Source organism: Bradyrhizobium sp. UFLA05-153 (assembly GCF_054185185.1).
In genome coordinates this window covers 50,325-67,371 of sequence record NZ_JBBIAM010000011.1, presented here as the reverse complement: position 1 = coordinate 67,371, position 17,047 = coordinate 50,325, and the positions used below count along the sequence as shown (strand labels likewise).

Below are 17,047 nucleotides of genomic sequence, written 5' to 3'. Positions count from 1 at the left end.
CGACCAAGCGGGGGCTTGTCCCGGCCATCCACGCCTGTAAAACCCCGCCATGACAAAACCCCTAGCCAACCGCATCGCTCTCGTCACCGGCGCCTCACGCGGCATCGGCTACGCCACCGCAATCGCGCTGGCGAAAGCCGGTGCGCACATCGTCGCGGTGGCGCGCACGCAGGGCGGGCTGGAAGAGCTCGACGACGAGATCCGGAAATCAGGCGGCAACGCCACGCTGGTGCCGCTCAACCTCACCGACTTCGATGGTATCGCGCGGCTCGGCGCCGCGCTGCACGAGCGCCACGGCAAGCTCGACATTCTCGTCGGCAATGCCGGCGTGCTCGGTCCCTCCTCACCGCTTGGCCATATCGAGCTCAAGACCTTCACCGACGTGATGGCGATCAACGTGTCGGCGAATTTCCAGCTGATCCGCTGCATGGAGCCGCTGCTGAAACAATCCGACGCCGGCCGCGCGGTGTTCATCACCTCGGGCGCAGCCAACAAGGCGACCGCCTATGTCGGCCCCTACGCCGCCTCCAAGGCCGCGCTGGAGACGCTGGCACGTGCCTGGGCGCAGGAGACCGCGAGCACGAAGCTGCGCGTCAACCTGTTCAATCCCGGGCCGATCCGCACCCGCATGCGCGCGACCCTGATGCCGGGCGAGGATCCCTCGACGCTCGACACGCCCGAGCAGGCGGCGGAGTTCATCGTGCCGATGTGCGCACCCGACTGGACAGAAACCGGCAAATTCTACGACTACAAGTCGCGCACGCTGATGAGCTTCCGACCGCCGGCCTGAAAGCCGCCCTGCGGTGGCGCGACCTTTGATGAAATTTAAGTCAGCGCGGGACGATCGGATTAACCGATCGCCCGGACCGCTACGATTAGCGCATTGCCGCAAGCATCAGGACAGGCTATCGGGAACATCAAGATCATGACCGATCGCGCCGATGGTCAAAAGCCCCACCGAAGAGGGCCGTCCCGGCATCAACAGTTGGAGGGAATACAATGAAAAACATGCGCGCGTGGCGCTATGCCGCGCTGTTGACCTGTGCCGGCCTCGGCTTCGCCACCTCGGCTTCCGCCCAAGACAAGACCATCAAGATCGGCGTGCTCAACGACATGTCGAGCCTCTATGCCGACATCGGCGGGCCGAACTCGGTCGCCGCCGTGAAGCTGGCGGTCGAGGATTCCGGCCTGAAAGCCAAGGGCTGGACGATCGAGGTCGTCTCGGGCGATCACCAGAACAAGCCCGACATCGGCGTCAACATCGCTCGGCAGTGGATCGACAACGACAAGGTCGACGTCATCTCGGACACGCCGAGCTCGGGCGTTGCGCTCGCGGTGAGCAACCTCGTCAAGGAAAAGAACTCGGTGCTGCTCAATTCGGGCGCGGCCACCGCTGACCTCACCGGCAAAGCCTGCACGCCGAATACGATCTCCTACACCTACGACACCTACATGCTCGCCAACGGCACCGGAAAGGCGTTGACCAAGGCCGGCGGCGACAGCTGGTTCTTCCTGACCGCCGACTACGCCTTCGGCCATGCGCTGGAGCGCGACACCTCGTCGGTCGTCATCGCCAATGGCGGCAAGGTGCTCGGCAGCGTCAAGCATCCGCTCAACTCCTCCGACTTCTCGTCGTTCCTGCTGCAGGCGCAATCGTCCAAGGCCAAGATCATCGGCCTCGCCAATGCCGGCGGCGACACCACCAACGCGATCAAGCAGGCATCCGAATTCGGCATCGTGGCGGGTGGTCAGAAGCTCGCAGCGCTGCTGCTGTTCATCAACGACGTGCACTCGCTGGGCCTCAAGACCGCGCAGGGCCTGACCTTCACCGAGTCCTTCTACTGGGACCTCAACGACCAGACGCGCGAATGGTCGAAGCGCTTCCAGAAGGTCTCGCCGAAGGGCTCGATGCCGTCGATGACGGTCGCCGGTCTCTATGCCGGCATCCTGCATTATCTGAAGGCGATGGACGCGCTCGGCAGCAACCCGCATGACGGCGCCAAGGTCGTCGCCAAGATGAAGGAACTGCCGACGGATGATCCGCTGTTCGGCAAGGGCCCGCTGCGCGCCGACGGCCGCCGCCTCATCCCGGCCTATCTGTTCGAGGTGAAGAAGCCGGAAGAGTCGAAGGGCCCGTGGGACTATTACAAGCTGGTCGCCACCATCGCACCGGAAGACGCCGCCAAGCCGCTCGAAGCGAGCGAGTGTCCGCTGGTGAAGAAGTAAGCGATGCTGCCGGGTGGGCAAAGGCGCGAAAGCGCCTTTGCCCACCGTCTTACCCATCCATCGCGACAGAAGTGGTGGGCACGCTTCCGCCGTCGCTCTTCGAGCTACGGCGGACAAGTCGCTTTGCCCACCATGCGAAGTTATCGCCCCACTCGCCTCGCCACTCAGGACGGACGCTTGCGCTTATGCGCAAACGGATTGGCCTTCTCGCGCAAGGTGATGCGCACCGGCGTGCCCGGCAGCTCGAAGGCGTCGCGCATGGAGTTGGTGAGATAGCGCAAATAGGCCTGCGGAACGGCGTCGGCGCGCGAGCAGAACAGCACGAAGCTCGGCGGGCGCGCCTTGGTCTGGGTGATGTAGTTGAGCTTCAGCCTGCGGCCCGAGACCGCCGGCGGCGGGTTGGCCTGGATCGCCTGCTCGAACCAGCGGTTCAGCGCCGAGGTCGGCACGCGCCTGTTCCAGACCGCATAGGCGTCCTGGATCGCCTGCATCAGGCGGTCGATACCTTCCCCCATCAGGCCGGAGACGGCGACGATCGGCACACCCTTGACCTGCGGCAGCCAGTGATCGGCATCGCGGCGCAGATTGGAGATTGCGCCGCCGCCCCTGCTCTCCATCAGGTCCCATTTGTTGACCGCCAGCACGACGGCGCGGCCCTCGCGCTCGATCAGGTCGGCGATGCGCAGATCCTGCTCCTCGAAGCGGTGCTGCGCATCCATCATCAGCACGACGACTTCGGCAAAGCGCACGGCACGCAAGGCATCGGCGACCGAGAGCTTCTCCAGCTTCTCCTCGATGCGCGAGCGGCGGCGCAGGCCCGCGGTATCGAACACGCGGAAATCGCGCCCTTTCCAGTTGATCTCGACCGCGATGGAGTCGCGCGTTGTGCCCGCCTCCGGGCTGGTCAAAAGGCGCTCCTCGCCGAGCAGATGGTTGATCAGCGTCGACTTGCCGGCGTTGGGGCGGCCGACGATCGCAACCCGGATCGGACGCCTGGCGGCCTCCTCCTCGGACAGCTCCTCCTCGTCCTCGACCTCATCCTCATCGGGCGGCTCCGGCATCAGCCTGCTCAGGGCATCGTAGAGCTCGCCCATGCCCTCGCCGTGCTCGGCGGAAACCTGGATGGGATCGCCGAGGCCCAGCGCAAAGGCTTCCATCGCGCCGGCATCGCCATGCTTGCCCTCGCTTTTGTTGGCAACCAGCAGCACCGGTTTGTTGGCGCGGCGCGCGAAATCGGCAAAGGCGCGATCGGTCGGCGTGAGGCCGACGCGCGCGTCGATGACGAAGAACAGTGCGTCGGCTTGCGCGATCGCAGTCTCGGTCTGCTCCTGCATCCGCGCGGTCAGCGAACCCTTGGCGCCTTCGTCGAGACCGGCCGTGTCGATGATGGTGAATGCGAGATCGCCGAGCTTGGCATCGCCCTCGCGGCGGTCGCGGGTCACACCGGGCAGGTCATCGACGAGCGCGAGCTTCTGTCCCACCAGGCGGTTGAACAGCGTCGATTTTCCGACATTGGGCCGGCCGATGATGGCGATCGTAAAAGACATTGGTCATTCGTGCGCTGCCGGGGCTGCGCCTGTCAATGCAGTGAAAAATATCAGCGCGTGAAGCTGCCGCTTGGCATCGGCGCGGGGAAAGCTCCCTGCGACTGCTGCTGCGTGGCCTGGCTCGATTGCGCCGGCTGGGTGGTTTGATCCTGATCGGGCGGCGGCGCGGTGGTGCGCTTGCGGACGATCTTCTGCTTCGGCGGCGGTGCAGCGGCGGGCGGCGCCGCTTCGGGCTGAGCCTCACCGTCGACTTCGCCAGCCGGCGCAGCGGCGGCGGCCGCCGGCTGCTTGGTCTTCTTCGACTTCGCGGCCTTCGCGGATTTCGGCGGCTCAGGCGGCGGTGCTGCGGCAGCCGCCGCGGCGTCCGCATTCTGCTGGTCTTGCTGCTGCTGTGAGCCCTTGTAGAGGTCCCTCGGCACGCCCTGCTCCAGGCCCGGCACGCCTTCGGGGAAGACCGGCTTGCGATCGCCCGGCAGCTTCTTCTTGGTGTCGAGCCAGTCCATGAGATCGCTCGGATCGAACCCGCCGCTCGAACAGCCGCCAAGGAGGCTTGAGAAGGCTATCAGAACAGCAGCTGCGATCAAACGTTGGGTACGGCGCATCTCAGGTCTCGTCCAACTGTTCTCGGGCCGTTAGCTTTTGGCGACCGGCGGCAGCAGAGCCTGCAAGGCCTCGGCGCGCGAGCGCAGGCCCTGCGGGGTTTCACCATCCTCGGCAATTGCATCCAGCCATTTACGTGCGGCAGCCGCGTCGCCATTGCGCCAGGCCGACAGGGCCAGCATTTCACGTGCGCTATGGCGGAAGGTGGAGCCGGCCGCGGCGGATGCCTCCAGCCGCTGCTGGATGTCGGCATAGGCCGCCGTGTCGATCAGAAGCCCTGCGGCGCGGAGTTTTGCGAGCGCCTGCTGCTCGGCGCCAGCGCTGCTGTCGGCCGCGATATCGTCATACATCTTCACGGCAGCCTTGGGGTCGCGTGCAGCGGCCTCAGCCGCGGCGCGCAGGCGCGCCAGCGTGCGATAGCCCCGGGGTGCCTTGGCCGCGAGCTCGGTGAAGGCCGCTTCGGCCTCGGCGTGCTTGTTCTGCTCGGACAGCTCTACAGCCTTCTCGAAGGCGGCGCCGGCCTCGGCGGCCTTCTTGGCCTCCAGGTACTGATAACCGCGCCAGCCGCCGACGGCGGCAACGATCAGAACCATCAAGGCGATGAAGTAGATCGAATACTTGTCCCACAGCTTCTTGAGCTGATCGCGACGTACTTCCTCGTCGACTTCGTCAAATAATTCAGACACTTATGCTAATCCCATGCCCGGCCGGGAGCGCGCGCCATAGCGTTCGCGTCAGGAATCCCGTCCCCGCGTCGCGGCTGCGATACGCTATCGATATGGCGGTGGCAAGGCAAAGCGAGCCCGATCAAGGCGTTAACCCTTCGCCCAGGCCCTTGCGGTTCCGGCCGGCCTCAGGAGGCGGCCAGCGTCTCCCGCAACTGCCGCTTGAGCACCTTGCCATTGGCGTTACGCGGCAGCGGCTCGGCGGTGAGGACAATCGTTTCCGGCACCTTGTAGTCGGACAGCCGCTCGGCGCACCAGGAACGCAGCGCCTCGCCCGCGACCGCCTCACGCGTGACGACCACCGCATGGACGCGCTCGCCGAGCACAGGACATGGTTTTGCAATGATCGCACTCTCGACCACCGCCGGATGGCCGGCCAGCACGGATTCCACCTCGGCGGAATAGATCTTCAGGCCGCCGCGGTTGATCATGTCCTTCTGGCGGTCGAACACGCGGACGAAGCCTTCGGCATCGACCGAGCCAAGGTCGCCGGAGTGCCAGAAGCCGCCGGTAAAGCTCTCGGCGGTCGCTTTCGGATTATTCCAGTAACCCTTGATCACGGACGCGCTTCCAATCCAGAGCTCGCCGATCTCGCCACGCGGCAGCTCGCGCCCCTCTGTGTCAACCGCGACGATCCGCGCGCCGGGACAGGGCAAGCCGACACTGTCGATGTGGCTCGCGGTAAGCTCGCCCGGCATGATCGTCGACGGTGATGTGGTCTCGGTCGCGCCGTAGCAGTTCATCAGCTTCAGGCCGGGAATTTTTTCGTCCAGCTTCTCGATGGTCGCGATCGGCATCGGCGCGCCGCCGAAACCGCCGATGCGCCAGCTCGAGAGATCATAGCTGTCGAAGCCCGGCTGGAGCAGACACAGATTGTACATTGCCGGCACCATCACCGTGTAGGTGACGCGCTCGCGCGCGGCGAGCTTGAGATAGTCGGCCGCCTTGAACTCCGGCATGATGATCAGCGCGCCTGCGCAGCGAACCATGGTGGTGATGTTGGCGACGATGCCGGTGACATGGCCGAGCGGAACCGCCGCGATCGAACGATCGGCCGCCGTGAGTTTCAGGCACGATACGAAGACCATCGAGGAATGGATGATGTTGCAATGGGCGAGCATTGCGCCCTTCGGCCTGCCCGTGGTGCCGGAGGTATAGAGGATCATCGCGGTATCCTCTTCACCGACATCAGCCGGCGCATCCGCAGGCGCGTGATCGCTGAGCTCGGAGAAGCGCGATAAACGCACGTCATCGTCGACCGCGATACGATGCACGACATCGGGGACATCGCGCGGCTCCGGGAGACGGTCGGCGAGCGCCGCCTCGTGGATCAGGACCTTGGCGCCGCAATCGCCGAGCACATAGGCGATCTCGGGCTTCTGCTGGCGCGTGCTCAGCAGCACGGTGACGAGGCCCTCATGCGCGGCCGCGGACAGGATCAACGGAAATTCGATGCGGTTGCCGAGCAGGAGCGCGACGCGATCACCGCGTTGCAGGCCCAGCCTGCGAAGTCCGGCGGCGATCCGCGCCGACTGCTCGACAGCCTGCCGCCAGGTCAGCCTGGCATTGCCGCAAATCAGCGCTTCACCGTCGGGATTGCGGCTCGCGGCTTCCGCGATCATCGCCCAGACGCTCGCCGGCCGCTCGCAGAATGCGCTTACCACGCGGTCGGCAAAGCGCGCCTCGAGCCGCATCGGGGGAAGCTGAATTTGCGACCAGTCCATCGGGAAGCTCCCGGCTTGTTATTCTTGTCACCTTCCCCGCACGGACAGCCGGTCTTGTCTTGCGCTGATCGGCTAACCTCCCATCACGGGAACGCCGATCACGACGGGATGGAAGGCGAAGGCCAGCGCCAGATAGGCGACGACACCGACGGCGACGGCGATCAGATCGTTGGTGACGCCGCCAACCGGAATCGGCGGGCCGCCAGCATCCTTGCGATGCTTCAGCGAAATCCGGTCATACACCGCCCAGCCCAGGAACGAGCCGAACAGGATGATGGAGCCGAGATCGCCATTGGCCAGAAGATGCGCCGCCGCCCACAGCTTGATGCCGGCCAGCATCGGATGCTTCAGTGTCGCGTAGATGCGCCCGCGGATGTAGGACGCCACCACCAGGATCACCGCCGGCAGCATCAGCGCGACGGTGATGTGCTTCATCGCCTTCGGCGGATACCAGACGTCGATCCAGCCGGTCGCGCGGTACTGGGAAAAGCCCCAGACGATCAGCGCAAGGCCCGCCAGCGAAAACAGCGCGTAGAGGATTTTGTAGGTGCCCTCGCCCAGCCGCGCGATCGCCTGCGCGCGCGCCTCGCGTTTCGTCGTAAATGTGTGGGCCGCGAAAAACAAAGCGAGCCCCAGGATCATCACCAGCAGACCCATGACATCCTCCCCTTAAATGGCGCCCCCGCTATCGGGTATCACTTCGAGCCCGTCGCCCGCAATGCGTCATTCGCCAGTCACTGCTGCGTCCCACGTTTCTTCAGCTCGCGATTGTCGACGTAGCGGATCGCGATCGGCCGTCCGGCCAGCGCGCCGGCAAAGCCGTCGGTGAGTTTTAGCGGCAGGCAGGCATTCAGCGACGCGTTGATGGCATCGAGGTAGGTGGTTCGCGTGTCCGCCGGCGCCCCCGGCGTCGCAAAGGTCAGGCGCGGCGGGCCGATCAGGCTGCCCGATCTGTTGAGGCTGAAACGCACCGACATCTGCATGCCCTCGCGCGCACTATCGACTGAGGGAGGCGACCAGCACGAGCGCAGCTCGGCACGGAGGTCACTGAGCGTGTCGAGATCATGATCCGGCTTTTGGTACTTCGCGCTGTCGGCTTGCGATGGAACGGTCTCGACCGTGACCTGGAACGTCTCGCCGAACGGAAAGGGTATCTCGGTGATGCAGGGCCCCTGGAACGGTCCGCCGCACGGCTCGTAGGGGAAAGGCTCGTAGGGGAAAGGCTCGTAGAAGTACGGAATCGAATGGAAGTGTCGATACCGTGCATCGGCAGAGACCGATGTTACCGTCACCAAGAGCAGAATAAGGATGCAGCGCCACATGACCGCCAGACCGCAATGCCACATGCTTCAAACGTGACACCGGCCGTGGACGCGTCAAGCCCACCGGCGTTCACATGCGCGCGTTCAGCTCGTGCTCGTTGCCTGGCAACCCAGTATCCAGAGACGGCCGTGCAGGAGCCGAGAAGCCCCGGCGTACTGGACGCCCGCTTTCGAGCGGGCATGTCAGTGAGATTGGGGCAGCTCTACCCCTTCTTCTTCACGTCCTTGACGTTGGCGAACTCGATGCCCTCGGCACGCTCCTTGGTGTAGCCGAGGTAGAACTCGTTCTTGGCCAGATACACGGGATCGCCGTCAACGTCGTCGGCGATGCTGGAGGTGTTTGCGGCGACAAACGTGTCGAGTTTCTTACGGTCATCCGAGGAGACCCAACGCGCAAGCTGGAATTCGCTTACCTCGAACTCGACTGGCAACGAATATTCCGCCTCGAGCCGCGCCTTCAGCACGTCGAGCTGCAGCGCGCCGACGACGCCCACGAGCGCCGGCGCACCGTCGCGCGGGCGGAACACCTGCACCACGCCCTCTTCCGACATCTGCTGGAGTGCTTCCTTCAGCTTCTTCGCCTTCATGGCGTCCGTCAGCCGGACGCGACGGACGATTTCCGGCGCAAAGCTCGGCACGCCGACGAAGGTGAAATCCTCGCCTTCCGTCAGCGTGTCGCCGATGCGCAGGGTGCCGTGATTGGGGATGCCAACGACGTCGCCGGCGAAGGCTTCGTCCGCGACCGAGCGGTCCTGCGCGAAGAAGAATTGCGGGCTCGACAGCGGCATGCTCTTGCCGGTGCGCACGAGCTTGGCCTTCATGCCCCGGCTGAGCTTGCCCGAGCACAGCCGCGCAAAGGCGATACGGTCGCGGTGGTTCGGATCCATGTTCGCCTGGATCTTGAACACGAAGGCGCTCATGCGTGGGTCGGTTGCTTCGACCTTGCGCTGGTCGCTTTCCTGCGCGCGCGGCTCGGGTGCGAACTTGCCGAGGCCTTCCAGAAGGTCGCCGACGCCGAAATTGCGCAGCGCGCTGCCGAAATAAACCGGCGTCAGATGGCCCTCGCGAAACGCACCCAGTTCGAACGACTTGGAAGCTTCGGTGACGAGCTCGAGCTCGTCCTTCACCGCCGATACATCGAGATTGGCATTGAGCTTGGCCAGTTCGGCGATCTCGATCTGCTGCGCCGCGCCGGTCTTGGCGCCACCGCCTTCGAGCAGGCGCACGCCGCCATTGACGACGTCATAGGTACCGAGGAAGTCGCGGCCGCGCCCGACCGGCCAGGTCATCGGCGTGGTGTCGAGCGCCAGCGTCTTCTCGATCTCATCCAGGAGCTCGAAAACGTCGCGGCTCTCGCGGTCCATCTTGTTGATGAAGGTGATGATCGGGATGTCGCGCAGGCGACAGACCTCGAACAGCTTGCGCGTCCGCGCCTCGATGCCCTTGGCGGCGTCGATCACCATCACGGCGGAGTCGACCGCCGTCAGCGTGCGATAGGTGTCTTCCGAAAAGTCCTCGTGGCCCGGCGTGTCCAGCAGGTTGAACACCAGGCCCTCGAACTCGAAGGTCATGACCGAGGTGACGACGGAAATGCCGCGCTCGCGCTCGATCTTCATCCAGTCCGAGCGCGTGTTGCGCCGCTCGCCCTTGGCTTTGACCTGGCCTGCAAGATTGATGGCGCCGCCGAACAGCAGGAGCTTTTCGGTCAGCGTGGTCTTGCCGGCGTCCGGGTGGGAGATGATCGCAAAGGTCCGCCGCCGCGCCACTTCGGCAGCAAGCGGGGAACGGGCCGGCGATTCTGCTGTGATGGCGATGTCGGACATGGCGGGAGCGTTTGGCAGGGAAAACGGGGCTAATCAAGGGTCATTTGGTGATTGCGGGGCGCCTCGGCCAGCCCCATATCCGCCCCGGGAAGGACATCCACCCCGGGAAGGACGACCTTCCTTTAATCAGCACATCAGTCGCGGGGACGGCCCTGCCTTGAACGGAGGGGCGTCATGGCTTGGACTATCCTGTTCGTCGCCGGTCTTTTGGAGGTCGGCTGGGCGATCGGCCTCAAATACACCGAGGGTTTCTCGCGGCTCGTTCCATCCGTGCTCACGCTCGCCGCCTTGGCGGGCAGCGTCATCCTGCTCGGATTGGCCTTGAAGTGGCTGCCGATTGGAACCGCCTATGCGGTCTGGACCGGGATCGGCGCGGTCGGCACCGCCGTCCTGGGGATCATCCTGTTCGGCGAGCCGGCCACGGCACTTCGCCTCGCCAGCATTGGTCTGATCGTCGGCGGCATCGTCGGGCTGAAACTCGTTACTTGAAAAACTGCACCGCCCACCAAGAGAGGCCGGCGACGATCGCGGACGCCGGTATCGTGATCACCCAGGCATAGACGATCGAGCTCGCCACGTTCCAGCGCACCGCGGAGACGCGGCGGGCGGCGCCGACACCGACGATCGCGCCGGTGATGGTGTGAGTGGTCGAGACGGGAACGCCGAGGAAAGTCGCCATGAACAAGGTTGCGGCACCGCCGGTCTCGGCACAGAAACCCTGCATCGGCGTCAGCTTGGTGATGCGCAGGCCCATGGTGCGGACGATCCGCCATCCACCCATCAGGGTGCCCATCGCCATCGCCGCCTGGCACGACAGCACCACCCAGAACGGTACATAAAATTCCCCGCCGAGTTGGCCCTGCGAAAAGAGCAGCACGGCGATGATACCCATGGTCTTCTGGGCGTCGTTGCCGCCATGGCCGAGCGAATAGAGCGAGGCTGAGGCGAATTGCAGGATGCGGAAGGCGCGGTCGACGGCGAACGGCGTCGACCGCATCGAGGCCCAGGAGACGATCGCAACCAGCATCATCGCGAGCAGGAAGCCGACCAGCGGCGAGAGCACGATCGCCAACACGGTCTTGGACAATCCGCTCCAGACTGCGGCCGAAATCCCGGCCTTGGCCACGCCGCCGCCGACGAGTCCGCCGATCAACGCATGTGACGACGACGACGGAATGCCGAGCGCCCACGTCACGATGTTCCAGACGATAGCGCCGACAAGAGCCGCAAAGATCACCTGAGCGTCGACGATCGAGGGATCGATGATCCCCGTGCCGATGGTCTGGGCGACGTGCAGGCCGAACACCAGGAAGGCGACGAAATTGAAGAACGCGGCCCAGAACACCGCAAATTGCGGCCGCAGCACGCGGGTCGAGACGATGGTGGCGATCGAATTGGCGGCGTCGTGCAGGCCGTTCAGGAAGTCGAACAGCAGCGCGACCGCGATCAGTCCGACGAGGACGGGAAGACCCAACACAGCATCCACGGCGCAGCCCCTGCTTTAAAGTTTGCGCATGATCTCCGCGCAAACGCGTTCCGCGTTTGTCGCGAGGGAAAACCGCTGCACACTTTTCCGGATCATGCGCTAGACCTGTTCGATGACGATGCTGTTGATCTCGTTCGCGACGTCGTCGAAGCGGTCCGCGACTTTCTCGAGATGATCGTAGATCTCGACACCCACGATGAAATCCATCGCGTTGCCCTCGCGGTGCTTCAGGAACAGCTCCTTCAGGCCGATATCGTGGAGGTCGTCGACACGTCCCTCCAGCTTGGTCAGCTCTTCCGTGATCGCGGTCAGCATGGCGACGTTCTTGCCGATCTCTTGAAGCAGCGGCAGCGCGCGGCCCACCAGGTTGGCGCACTCGATCAGAAGCCCGCCGATCTCGCGCATCGGCGGCTCGAAGGCGCGGACCTCGAACAGCATCACCGCCTTGGCGGTCTGCTGCATCTGGTCGATGGCGTCGTCCATCGAGGTGATCAGGTTCTTGATGTCGCCGCGGTCGAACGGCGTGATGAAGGTGCGGCGCACCGCGGTCAGCACCTCGCGCGTGATGTTGTCGGCATCGTTCTCGAACTGGTTGACGCGCTGGCAATAGACCGGCGTCTCCTCGCCGCCGTTCAGCATGCCCTGGAGCGCGATCGAGCCCTGGATCACGGTCTGGGCGTGGCGGTCGAACAGATCGAAGAACCTTTCCTCCTTGGGGAGAAAGGCGCGAAACCAACGCATCATGGGAATAACTGCCGGGTTGAGATTGGCCGGTCCGGAGGGACTGTCACCCGACTGTCATAGACCATTTTGGGGCCGCGCGCGTGCCACGTCACGCCGCCCGAAGCAGTTCATCCACCACTTTCAAAAATCAGGGAAACTGTCTTTGGCTCAGAGACTTACAGGGATCTCCGGAAGTAATGCGCGATTTCGCCGACGACGCCGCGGCGGAAGGTGAGCACGCAGATCACGAAGATCGCGCCCTGAATCACCGTCACCCACTGGCCGTAGCTCGCCAGGTACTGCTGCATGGCGATGATCACGAAGGCGCCCGCCACGGGTCCGAAAATGGTGCCGAGACCGCCGACCAGCGTCATCAGCACGACCTCGCCGGACATCGACCAGTGCACGTCGGTGAGCGAGGCGTTCTGCGCTACGAACACCTTCAGTGAGCCGGCAAAGCCCGCCAGCGTGCCCGAGAGGATGAAGGCCAGCAGCTTGTACTGATCGGTGCGGTAGCCGAGCGATATCGCGCGCTGCTCGTTCTCGCGGATCGATTTCAAGACTTCGCCGAATGGCGAGTTGATGATGCGGTAGATCAGCAGGAAGCCAGCGAGGAAGCCGACCAGCACGACGTAGTAAAGCACCGTCGGCTTGGAGAGATCGAAGATCCCGAACAGATGGCCCTGCGGAATACCCTGAATGCCGTCTTCGCCATGCGTGAACGGCGCCTGCAAGTAGATGAAATAGAGCAGTTGCGACAGCGCCAGCGTGATCATCGAGAAGTAGATGCCCTGGCGACGGATCGAAATGTAGCCAGTCACGATCGAGAGCACGAAGGCCGCGGCAACGCCGGCGAGAATACCGAGTTCCGGCGGCAGCGCCCACACCTTCAGCGCATGGGCGCTGCAATAGCCGGCGGTGCCGAGGAACATCGCGTGGCCGAACGACAAGAGACCGCCATAGCCGATCAGCAGGTTGAAGGCGCAGGCGAGGAGCGCGAAGCACAGCGCCTGCATCACGAAGAACGGATAGATGCCGGTGAACGGCACGGCGGCCAAGGCCAGCGCCATGAACACGAACACGATCATCTCGTCGCGCATCGCGCGCGCCGTCACGGGCAGGGTATCGTCCGTCAAGGCTGTCATATCAGGCCGCCCTTCCCGTCAGTCCCGTCGGCTTCACGAGCAGCACCAGCACCATCAGCACGAACACGACGGTGTTGGAGGCCTCGGGGTAAAAATACTTGGTGAGGCCTTCGATCACCCCGAGCGCGAAGCCGGTGATGATCGAGCCCATGATTGATCCCATGCCGCCGATCACCACCACCGCGAACACCACGATGATGAGGTCGGCGCCCATCAGCGGCCGCACCTGGTTGATCGGCGCGGAAAGCACACCGGCGAGCGCGGCAAGGCCGACGCCGAGACCGTAAGTCAGCGTGATCATGCGCGGCACGTTGATGCCGAAGGCGCGCACCAGCGTCGGGTTTTCGGTCGCTGCGCGCAAGTACGCGCCGAGCTGGGTCTTCTCGATCAGGAACCAGGTCGCAAGGCACACCACCAGCGAGAAGACGACGACCCAGCCGCGGTAGATGGGCAGGAACATGAAGCCGAGATTCATGCCACCCTTGAGCTGGTCGGGAATGGCATAGGGCAGACCGGACGAGCCGAAGTAGTTCTGGAACACGCCCTGGATGATCAAGGCCATACCGAACGTCAACAGCAGGCCGTAGAGATGATCGAGCCCGGTCAGCCATTGCAGCATGGTCCGCTCCAGGATCATGCCGAAGATGCCGACCACGATTGGCGCGATGATCAACGCTGGCCAGTAACCGATACTGAGGTAATCGTTGTTGAGCAGGAAATACGCGACGAACGCGCCCATCATGTAGAGCGCGCCATGGGCGAAATTGATGATGTTGAGCATGCCGAAGATCACGGCGAGCCCGAGACTGAGCAGCGCGTAGAACGAGCCGTTGATCAGTCCCACCAGTAGCTGTGCATAGAGAGCCTGCATCGATCCCGCACCCAGTCCCTTCAGCGTTCCTCATGCGGTTCGCCGGCGCTCGCCGGCGAACCGTTGTTGCTTCTTACTTCTTCAACAGTGCGCACTTGCTTTCGGACAGCGGCGTGAAGGCCTGATCGCCCGGCACCGTGCCGACCAGCTTGTAGAAGTCCCACGGCGCCTTGGATTCGGAGGGCTTCTTCACCTCGAACAGATAGGCGTTGTGGATGGTGCGGCCGTTCGGCTGGATCTCGCCCTTGCCGAACAGATCATCCTCGGTCGGCATCGACTTCATCTTCTCGACGACCTTGACGCCGTCATGCGGATTGCCGCCGAGCGCTTCCAGCGCCTTGAAGTAATGACGCAGGCCCGAATAGACGCCGGCCTGCACCATGGTGGGCGGTGCGCCGTTCTTCATCTTGGCAGCGAAGCGCTTCGAGAACGCGCGGGTCTGGTCGTTCATGTCCCAGTAGAAGGTCTCGGTGAAGTTGAGGCCCTGCGCGGTCTCGAGACCGAGCGCCTTGACGTCGGTGAGGAACAGCAGCAGCGCCGCGAGCTTCTGGCTACCCTTGGCGATGCCGAACTCAGCCGCCTGCTTGATCGTGTTGGTGGTGTCACCGCCGGCGTTGGCAAGGCCGATGACCTTGGCCTTGGACGACTGCGCCTGGAGCAGGAAGGAGGAGAAGTCCGGCGTGTTGAGCGGATGCTTGACGCCGCCGACGACCTTGCCGCCATTGGCCAGCACCACCGCCGTGGTGTCGCGCTCGAGCGCCGCTCCGAAGGCGTAGTCCGCGGTCAGGAAGAACCAGGTGTCGCCGCCGGCCTTCACCAGCGCCTGGCCGGTGGTGTGGGCGAGCATGTAGGTGTCGTAGGTCCAGTGCACGGTATTCGGCGAGCACTGCGCGTTGGTGAGATCGGAGGTCGCAGCGCCCGAATTGATGTAGACGCCGTTCTTCTCCTTGACGACGTTGTTGACGGCAAGCGCCACGCCGGAATTCGGCACGTCGACGATCACATCGACCTTGTCGACGTCGAACCATTGCCGCGCGATCGCGGTGCCGATGTCGGGCTTGTTCTGGTGATCGCCGGAGATGATGTCGATCTTCCAGCCCTTGGCGGCAAGGCCGGAATCTTCGACTGCCATTTGCGCCGCCAGCGTCGAGCCGGGGCCACCGAGATCGGCGTAGAGACCGGACTGATCGGACAGCGCGCCGATCTTGACGGTCTTGTCCTGTGCGCAAGCCGCGCTCACCGCGGTGAGCGACAGCGCGGTGCCGAGCAGAAATGACGCAATCGACCTGGTCTTCATGCAACTTTCCTTTTTTGAGTTTCTCGTTGGCAGTTCTAGACGCCGAGATAGGCGTGGAGCTTGTCCATATTGGCGGCAAGCTCCGCATTGGAGAATCCGTCAATGATCTTGCCGTGCTCGACGACATAATAGCGGTCGGCGACGGTGGAAGCGAAGCGGAAGTTCTGCTCGACCAGCAGGATGGTAAAACCCTCCTTCTTCAGCCGCGCGATGGTGTGGCCGATCTGCTGGATGATGACCGGCGCAAGACCTTCGGTCGGCTCGTCCAGCATCAGGAAGCTGGCGCCGGTGCGCAGGATACGCGCAATCGCCAGCATCTGCTGCTCACCGCCGGAGAGTTTTGTTCCCTGGCTGCTCAGGCGTTCCTTCAGGTTCGGAAACAGCTCGAAGATCTGGTCGAGCGACAGCCCCCCGGCCCGCACGATCGGCGGCAACATCAGGTTTTCGCGCACGTCGAGGCTCGCGAAGATGCCGCGCTCCTCGGGGCAGAAGGCGATCCCCATGCGCGCGATCCTGTCGGAGGTCGCGCGGATGATCTCCTCGTTGTTGAACCGCACCGAGCCGGTGCGCTTGCCGATGACGCCCATGATCGACTTCAGGGTGGTCGTCTTGCCGGCACCGTTGCGCCCGAGCAACGTGACGACCTCGCCCGCATTCACGTCGAAATTGATCCCGTGCAGGATGTGGGACTCGCCGTACCAGGCCTCCAAGTTGCGCACCTGCAGGATGTTGCCGCCGGTCGTTGCAGCCTTCGCCCGCGCCTCGGCGATCGCAGTGTCAGGCATGACCGGCTCCCAGATAGGCTTCCTTGACGCGCTCGTCCTTGGTGAGCTCGCTGTAATGGCCTTGCGCAAGCACCTGCCCGCGCGTCAACACGGTGATGATGTCGGAAAGATTGGCCACGACGCTCAAATTATGCTCGACCATCAGGATGGTATATTTCGCGGAGATGCGCTTGATCAGCGCCGCGATCTTGTCGATGTCCTCGTGGCCCATACCGGCCATCGGCTCGTCCAGCAGCATCATCTCGGGGTCGAGCGCGAGCGTGGTTGCGATCTCGAGCGCGCGCTTGCGCCCGTAGGGCATCTCGACCGCGGGCGTGTTGGCAAACTCGCTGAGGCCGACGTCGTTCAACAGCTCGCGCGCGCGATCATTGAAGCGGTTGAGCACGGATTTGGAGCGCCAGAAGTCGAACGAGCTGCCGTGCTGGCGCTGAAGCGCAACACGGACGTTTTCCAGCGCAGTGAGATGCGGAAATACCGCCGAGATCTGGAACGAGCGCACCAATCCCATGCGCGCGACGTCGGCCGGCGCCATCGCGGTGATGTCCTGCCCCTTGTAGAGGATTTTTCCGGCAGACGGTTTGAGGAACTTGGTCAGGAGATTGAAGCACGTCGTCTTCCCGGCCCCGTTCGGACCGATCAACGCGTGAATACTCCCGCGGCGGACCTTGAGGGCGACATCGCGGACGGCGAAGAATCCCGCGAACTCCTTGGTCAGCCCTTCCGTTTCGAGAATGAACTCATCGGCCAAACAAATTTCCCCCCGCCCGCGCGAC

At 63.9% G+C, this 17,047-nt stretch carries 17 protein-coding genes; 3 read left to right on the top strand and 14 right to left on the bottom strand.

What is annotated here, in order from left to right; all coding sequences use genetic code 11:
• Positions 1-49: 49 nt before the first annotated feature.
• Both Q2941_RS09385 and Q2941_RS09380 read left to right on the top strand, forming a co-directional pair.
• Positions 50-790 carry an SDR family NAD(P)-dependent oxidoreductase gene (locus tag Q2941_RS09385; RefSeq protein WP_458192277.1) on the top strand — a complete coding sequence of 247 codons (741 nt, stop codon included), beginning with the start codon at positions 50-52 and terminating at the stop codon, positions 788-790.
• 209 nt (positions 791-999) lie between these two features.
• Positions 1,000-2,226, top strand: a complete 1,227-nt coding sequence (locus Q2941_RS09380) for an ABC transporter substrate-binding protein (RefSeq protein WP_027522552.1) — start codon at positions 1,000-1,002, stop codon at positions 2,224-2,226.
• Between the two features lie 164 nt (positions 2,227-2,390).
• On the opposite strand, the gene der is transcribed toward Q2941_RS09380, so the two are convergent.
• From der to Q2941_RS09345, 7 genes are all read right to left on the bottom strand, one after another.
• The gene (gene der, locus Q2941_RS09375; RefSeq protein ID WP_027522551.1) at positions 2,391-3,773 is read right to left on the bottom strand and encodes a ribosome biogenesis GTPase Der; all 1,383 of its coding nucleotides are present in this window, start codon (positions 3,771-3,773) and stop codon (positions 2,391-2,393) included.
• Positions 3,774-3,823: 50 nt separating this feature from the next.
• Positions 3,824-4,375 (bottom strand): hypothetical protein, encoded by a 552-nt coding sequence (locus Q2941_RS09370; RefSeq protein ID WP_027522550.1) that lies wholly within the window; start codon positions 4,373-4,375, stop codon positions 3,824-3,826.
• Positions 4,376-4,405: 30 nt separating this feature from the next.
• Complete coding sequence (locus tag Q2941_RS09365) at positions 4,406-5,059, bottom strand: tetratricopeptide repeat protein (protein ID WP_027522549.1); 654 nt, start codon at positions 5,057-5,059, stop codon at positions 4,406-4,408.
• 167 nt (positions 5,060-5,226) lie between these two features.
• Positions 5,227-6,822, bottom strand: a complete 1,596-nt coding sequence (locus Q2941_RS09360) for a class I adenylate-forming enzyme family protein (RefSeq protein WP_458192276.1) — start codon at positions 6,820-6,822, stop codon at positions 5,227-5,229.
• Between the two features lie 72 nt (positions 6,823-6,894).
• The gene (locus tag Q2941_RS09355; RefSeq protein ID WP_027522547.1) at positions 6,895-7,479 is read right to left on the bottom strand and encodes an NnrU family protein; all 585 of its coding nucleotides are present in this window, start codon (positions 7,477-7,479) and stop codon (positions 6,895-6,897) included.
• 77 nt (positions 7,480-7,556) lie between these two features.
• Positions 7,557-8,144, bottom strand: a complete 588-nt coding sequence (locus Q2941_RS09350; RefSeq protein ID WP_458192275.1) for a hypothetical protein — start codon at positions 8,142-8,144, stop codon at positions 7,557-7,559.
• Between the two features lie 203 nt (positions 8,145-8,347).
• A complete protein-coding gene (locus tag Q2941_RS09345; protein ID WP_458192274.1) occupies positions 8,348-9,967 on the bottom strand; it encodes a peptide chain release factor 3 in 1,620 nt (539 codons plus the stop codon).
• A gap of 174 nt (positions 9,968-10,141) precedes the next feature.
• On the opposite strand from Q2941_RS09345, the gene sugE reads away from it, so the two are divergent.
• Positions 10,142-10,456, top strand: coding sequence for a quaternary ammonium compound efflux SMR transporter SugE (gene sugE / locus Q2941_RS09340; RefSeq protein WP_458192273.1), 315 nt, complete (start codon positions 10,142-10,144; stop codon positions 10,454-10,456).
• On the opposite strand, the gene Q2941_RS09335 is transcribed toward sugE, so the two are convergent.
• The 7 genes from Q2941_RS09335 to Q2941_RS09305 form a co-directional block, all read right to left on the bottom strand.
• Positions 10,449-11,453, bottom strand: a complete 1,005-nt coding sequence (locus Q2941_RS09335) for an inorganic phosphate transporter (RefSeq protein WP_027522543.1) — start codon at positions 11,451-11,453, stop codon at positions 10,449-10,451. The genes sugE and Q2941_RS09335 overlap by 8 nt on opposite strands.
• 99 nt (positions 11,454-11,552) lie before the next feature.
• Entirely contained in the window at positions 11,553-12,197 is a 645-nt protein-coding gene (locus tag Q2941_RS09330; RefSeq protein WP_027522542.1) for a DUF47 domain-containing protein, read from the bottom strand.
• 155 nt (positions 12,198-12,352) lie between these two features.
• Positions 12,353-13,321: a branched-chain amino acid ABC transporter permease gene (locus tag Q2941_RS09325; protein WP_027522541.1), complete on the bottom strand. Its 969-nt coding sequence runs from the start codon at positions 13,319-13,321 to the stop codon at positions 12,353-12,355.
• A 1-nt stretch (position 13,322) separates the two neighbouring features.
• Entirely contained in the window at positions 13,323-14,192 is an 870-nt protein-coding gene (locus tag Q2941_RS09320) for a branched-chain amino acid ABC transporter permease (RefSeq protein WP_027522540.1), read from the bottom strand.
• Positions 14,193-14,265: 73 nt separating this feature from the next.
• Positions 14,266-15,489: an ABC transporter substrate-binding protein gene (locus Q2941_RS09315; RefSeq protein ID WP_458192272.1), complete on the bottom strand. Its 1,224-nt coding sequence runs from the start codon at positions 15,487-15,489 to the stop codon at positions 14,266-14,268.
• A gap of 35 nt (positions 15,490-15,524) precedes the next feature.
• A complete protein-coding gene (locus Q2941_RS09310; protein WP_027522538.1) occupies positions 15,525-16,274 on the bottom strand; it encodes an ABC transporter ATP-binding protein in 750 nt (249 codons plus the stop codon).
• Entirely contained in the window at positions 16,267-17,022 is a 756-nt protein-coding gene (locus Q2941_RS09305; RefSeq protein ID WP_008551999.1) for an ABC transporter ATP-binding protein, read from the bottom strand. The genes Q2941_RS09310 and Q2941_RS09305 overlap by 8 nt, the downstream gene beginning before the upstream one ends.
• Positions 17,023-17,047 lie beyond the last annotated feature (25 nt).

Coding starts and splice junctions, on each gene's coding strand:
- Q2941_RS09325 (WP_027522541.1), bottom strand. CDS start 13,321: ATGACAGCCTTGACGGACGATACCCTGCCCGTGACGGCGCGCGCGATG.
- der (WP_027522551.1), bottom strand. CDS start 3,773: ATGTCTTTTACGATCGCCATCATCGGCCGGCCCAATGTCGGAAAATCG.
- Q2941_RS09370 (WP_027522550.1), bottom strand. CDS start 4,375: ATGCGCCGTACCCAACGTTTGATCGCAGCTGCTGTTCTGATAGCCTTC.
- Q2941_RS09345 (WP_458192274.1), bottom strand. CDS start 9,967: ATGTCCGACATCGCCATCACAGCAGAATCGCCGGCCCGTTCCCCGCTT.
- Q2941_RS09320 (WP_027522540.1), bottom strand. CDS start 14,192: ATGCAGGCTCTCTATGCACAGCTACTGGTGGGACTGATCAACGGCTCG.
- Q2941_RS09350 (WP_458192275.1), bottom strand. CDS start 8,144: ATGTGGCGCTGCATCCTTATTCTGCTCTTGGTGACGGTAACATCGGTC.
- Q2941_RS09310 (WP_027522538.1), bottom strand. CDS start 16,274: ATGCCTGACACTGCGATCGCCGAGGCGCGGGCGAAGGCTGCAACGACC.
- Q2941_RS09360 (WP_458192276.1), bottom strand. CDS start 6,822: ATGGACTGGTCGCAAATTCAGCTTCCCCCGATGCGGCTCGAGGCGCGC.
- Q2941_RS09385 (WP_458192277.1), top strand. CDS start 50: ATGACAAAACCCCTAGCCAACCGCATCGCTCTCGTCACCGGCGCCTCA.
- sugE (WP_458192273.1), top strand. CDS start 10,142: ATGGCTTGGACTATCCTGTTCGTCGCCGGTCTTTTGGAGGTCGGCTGG.
- Q2941_RS09355 (WP_027522547.1), bottom strand. CDS start 7,479: ATGGGTCTGCTGGTGATGATCCTGGGGCTCGCTTTGTTTTTCGCGGCC.
- Q2941_RS09380 (WP_027522552.1), top strand. CDS start 1,000: ATGAAAAACATGCGCGCGTGGCGCTATGCCGCGCTGTTGACCTGTGCC.
- Q2941_RS09330 (WP_027522542.1), bottom strand. CDS start 12,197: ATGATGCGTTGGTTTCGCGCCTTTCTCCCCAAGGAGGAAAGGTTCTTC.
- Q2941_RS09315 (WP_458192272.1), bottom strand. CDS start 15,489: ATGAAGACCAGGTCGATTGCGTCATTTCTGCTCGGCACCGCGCTGTCG.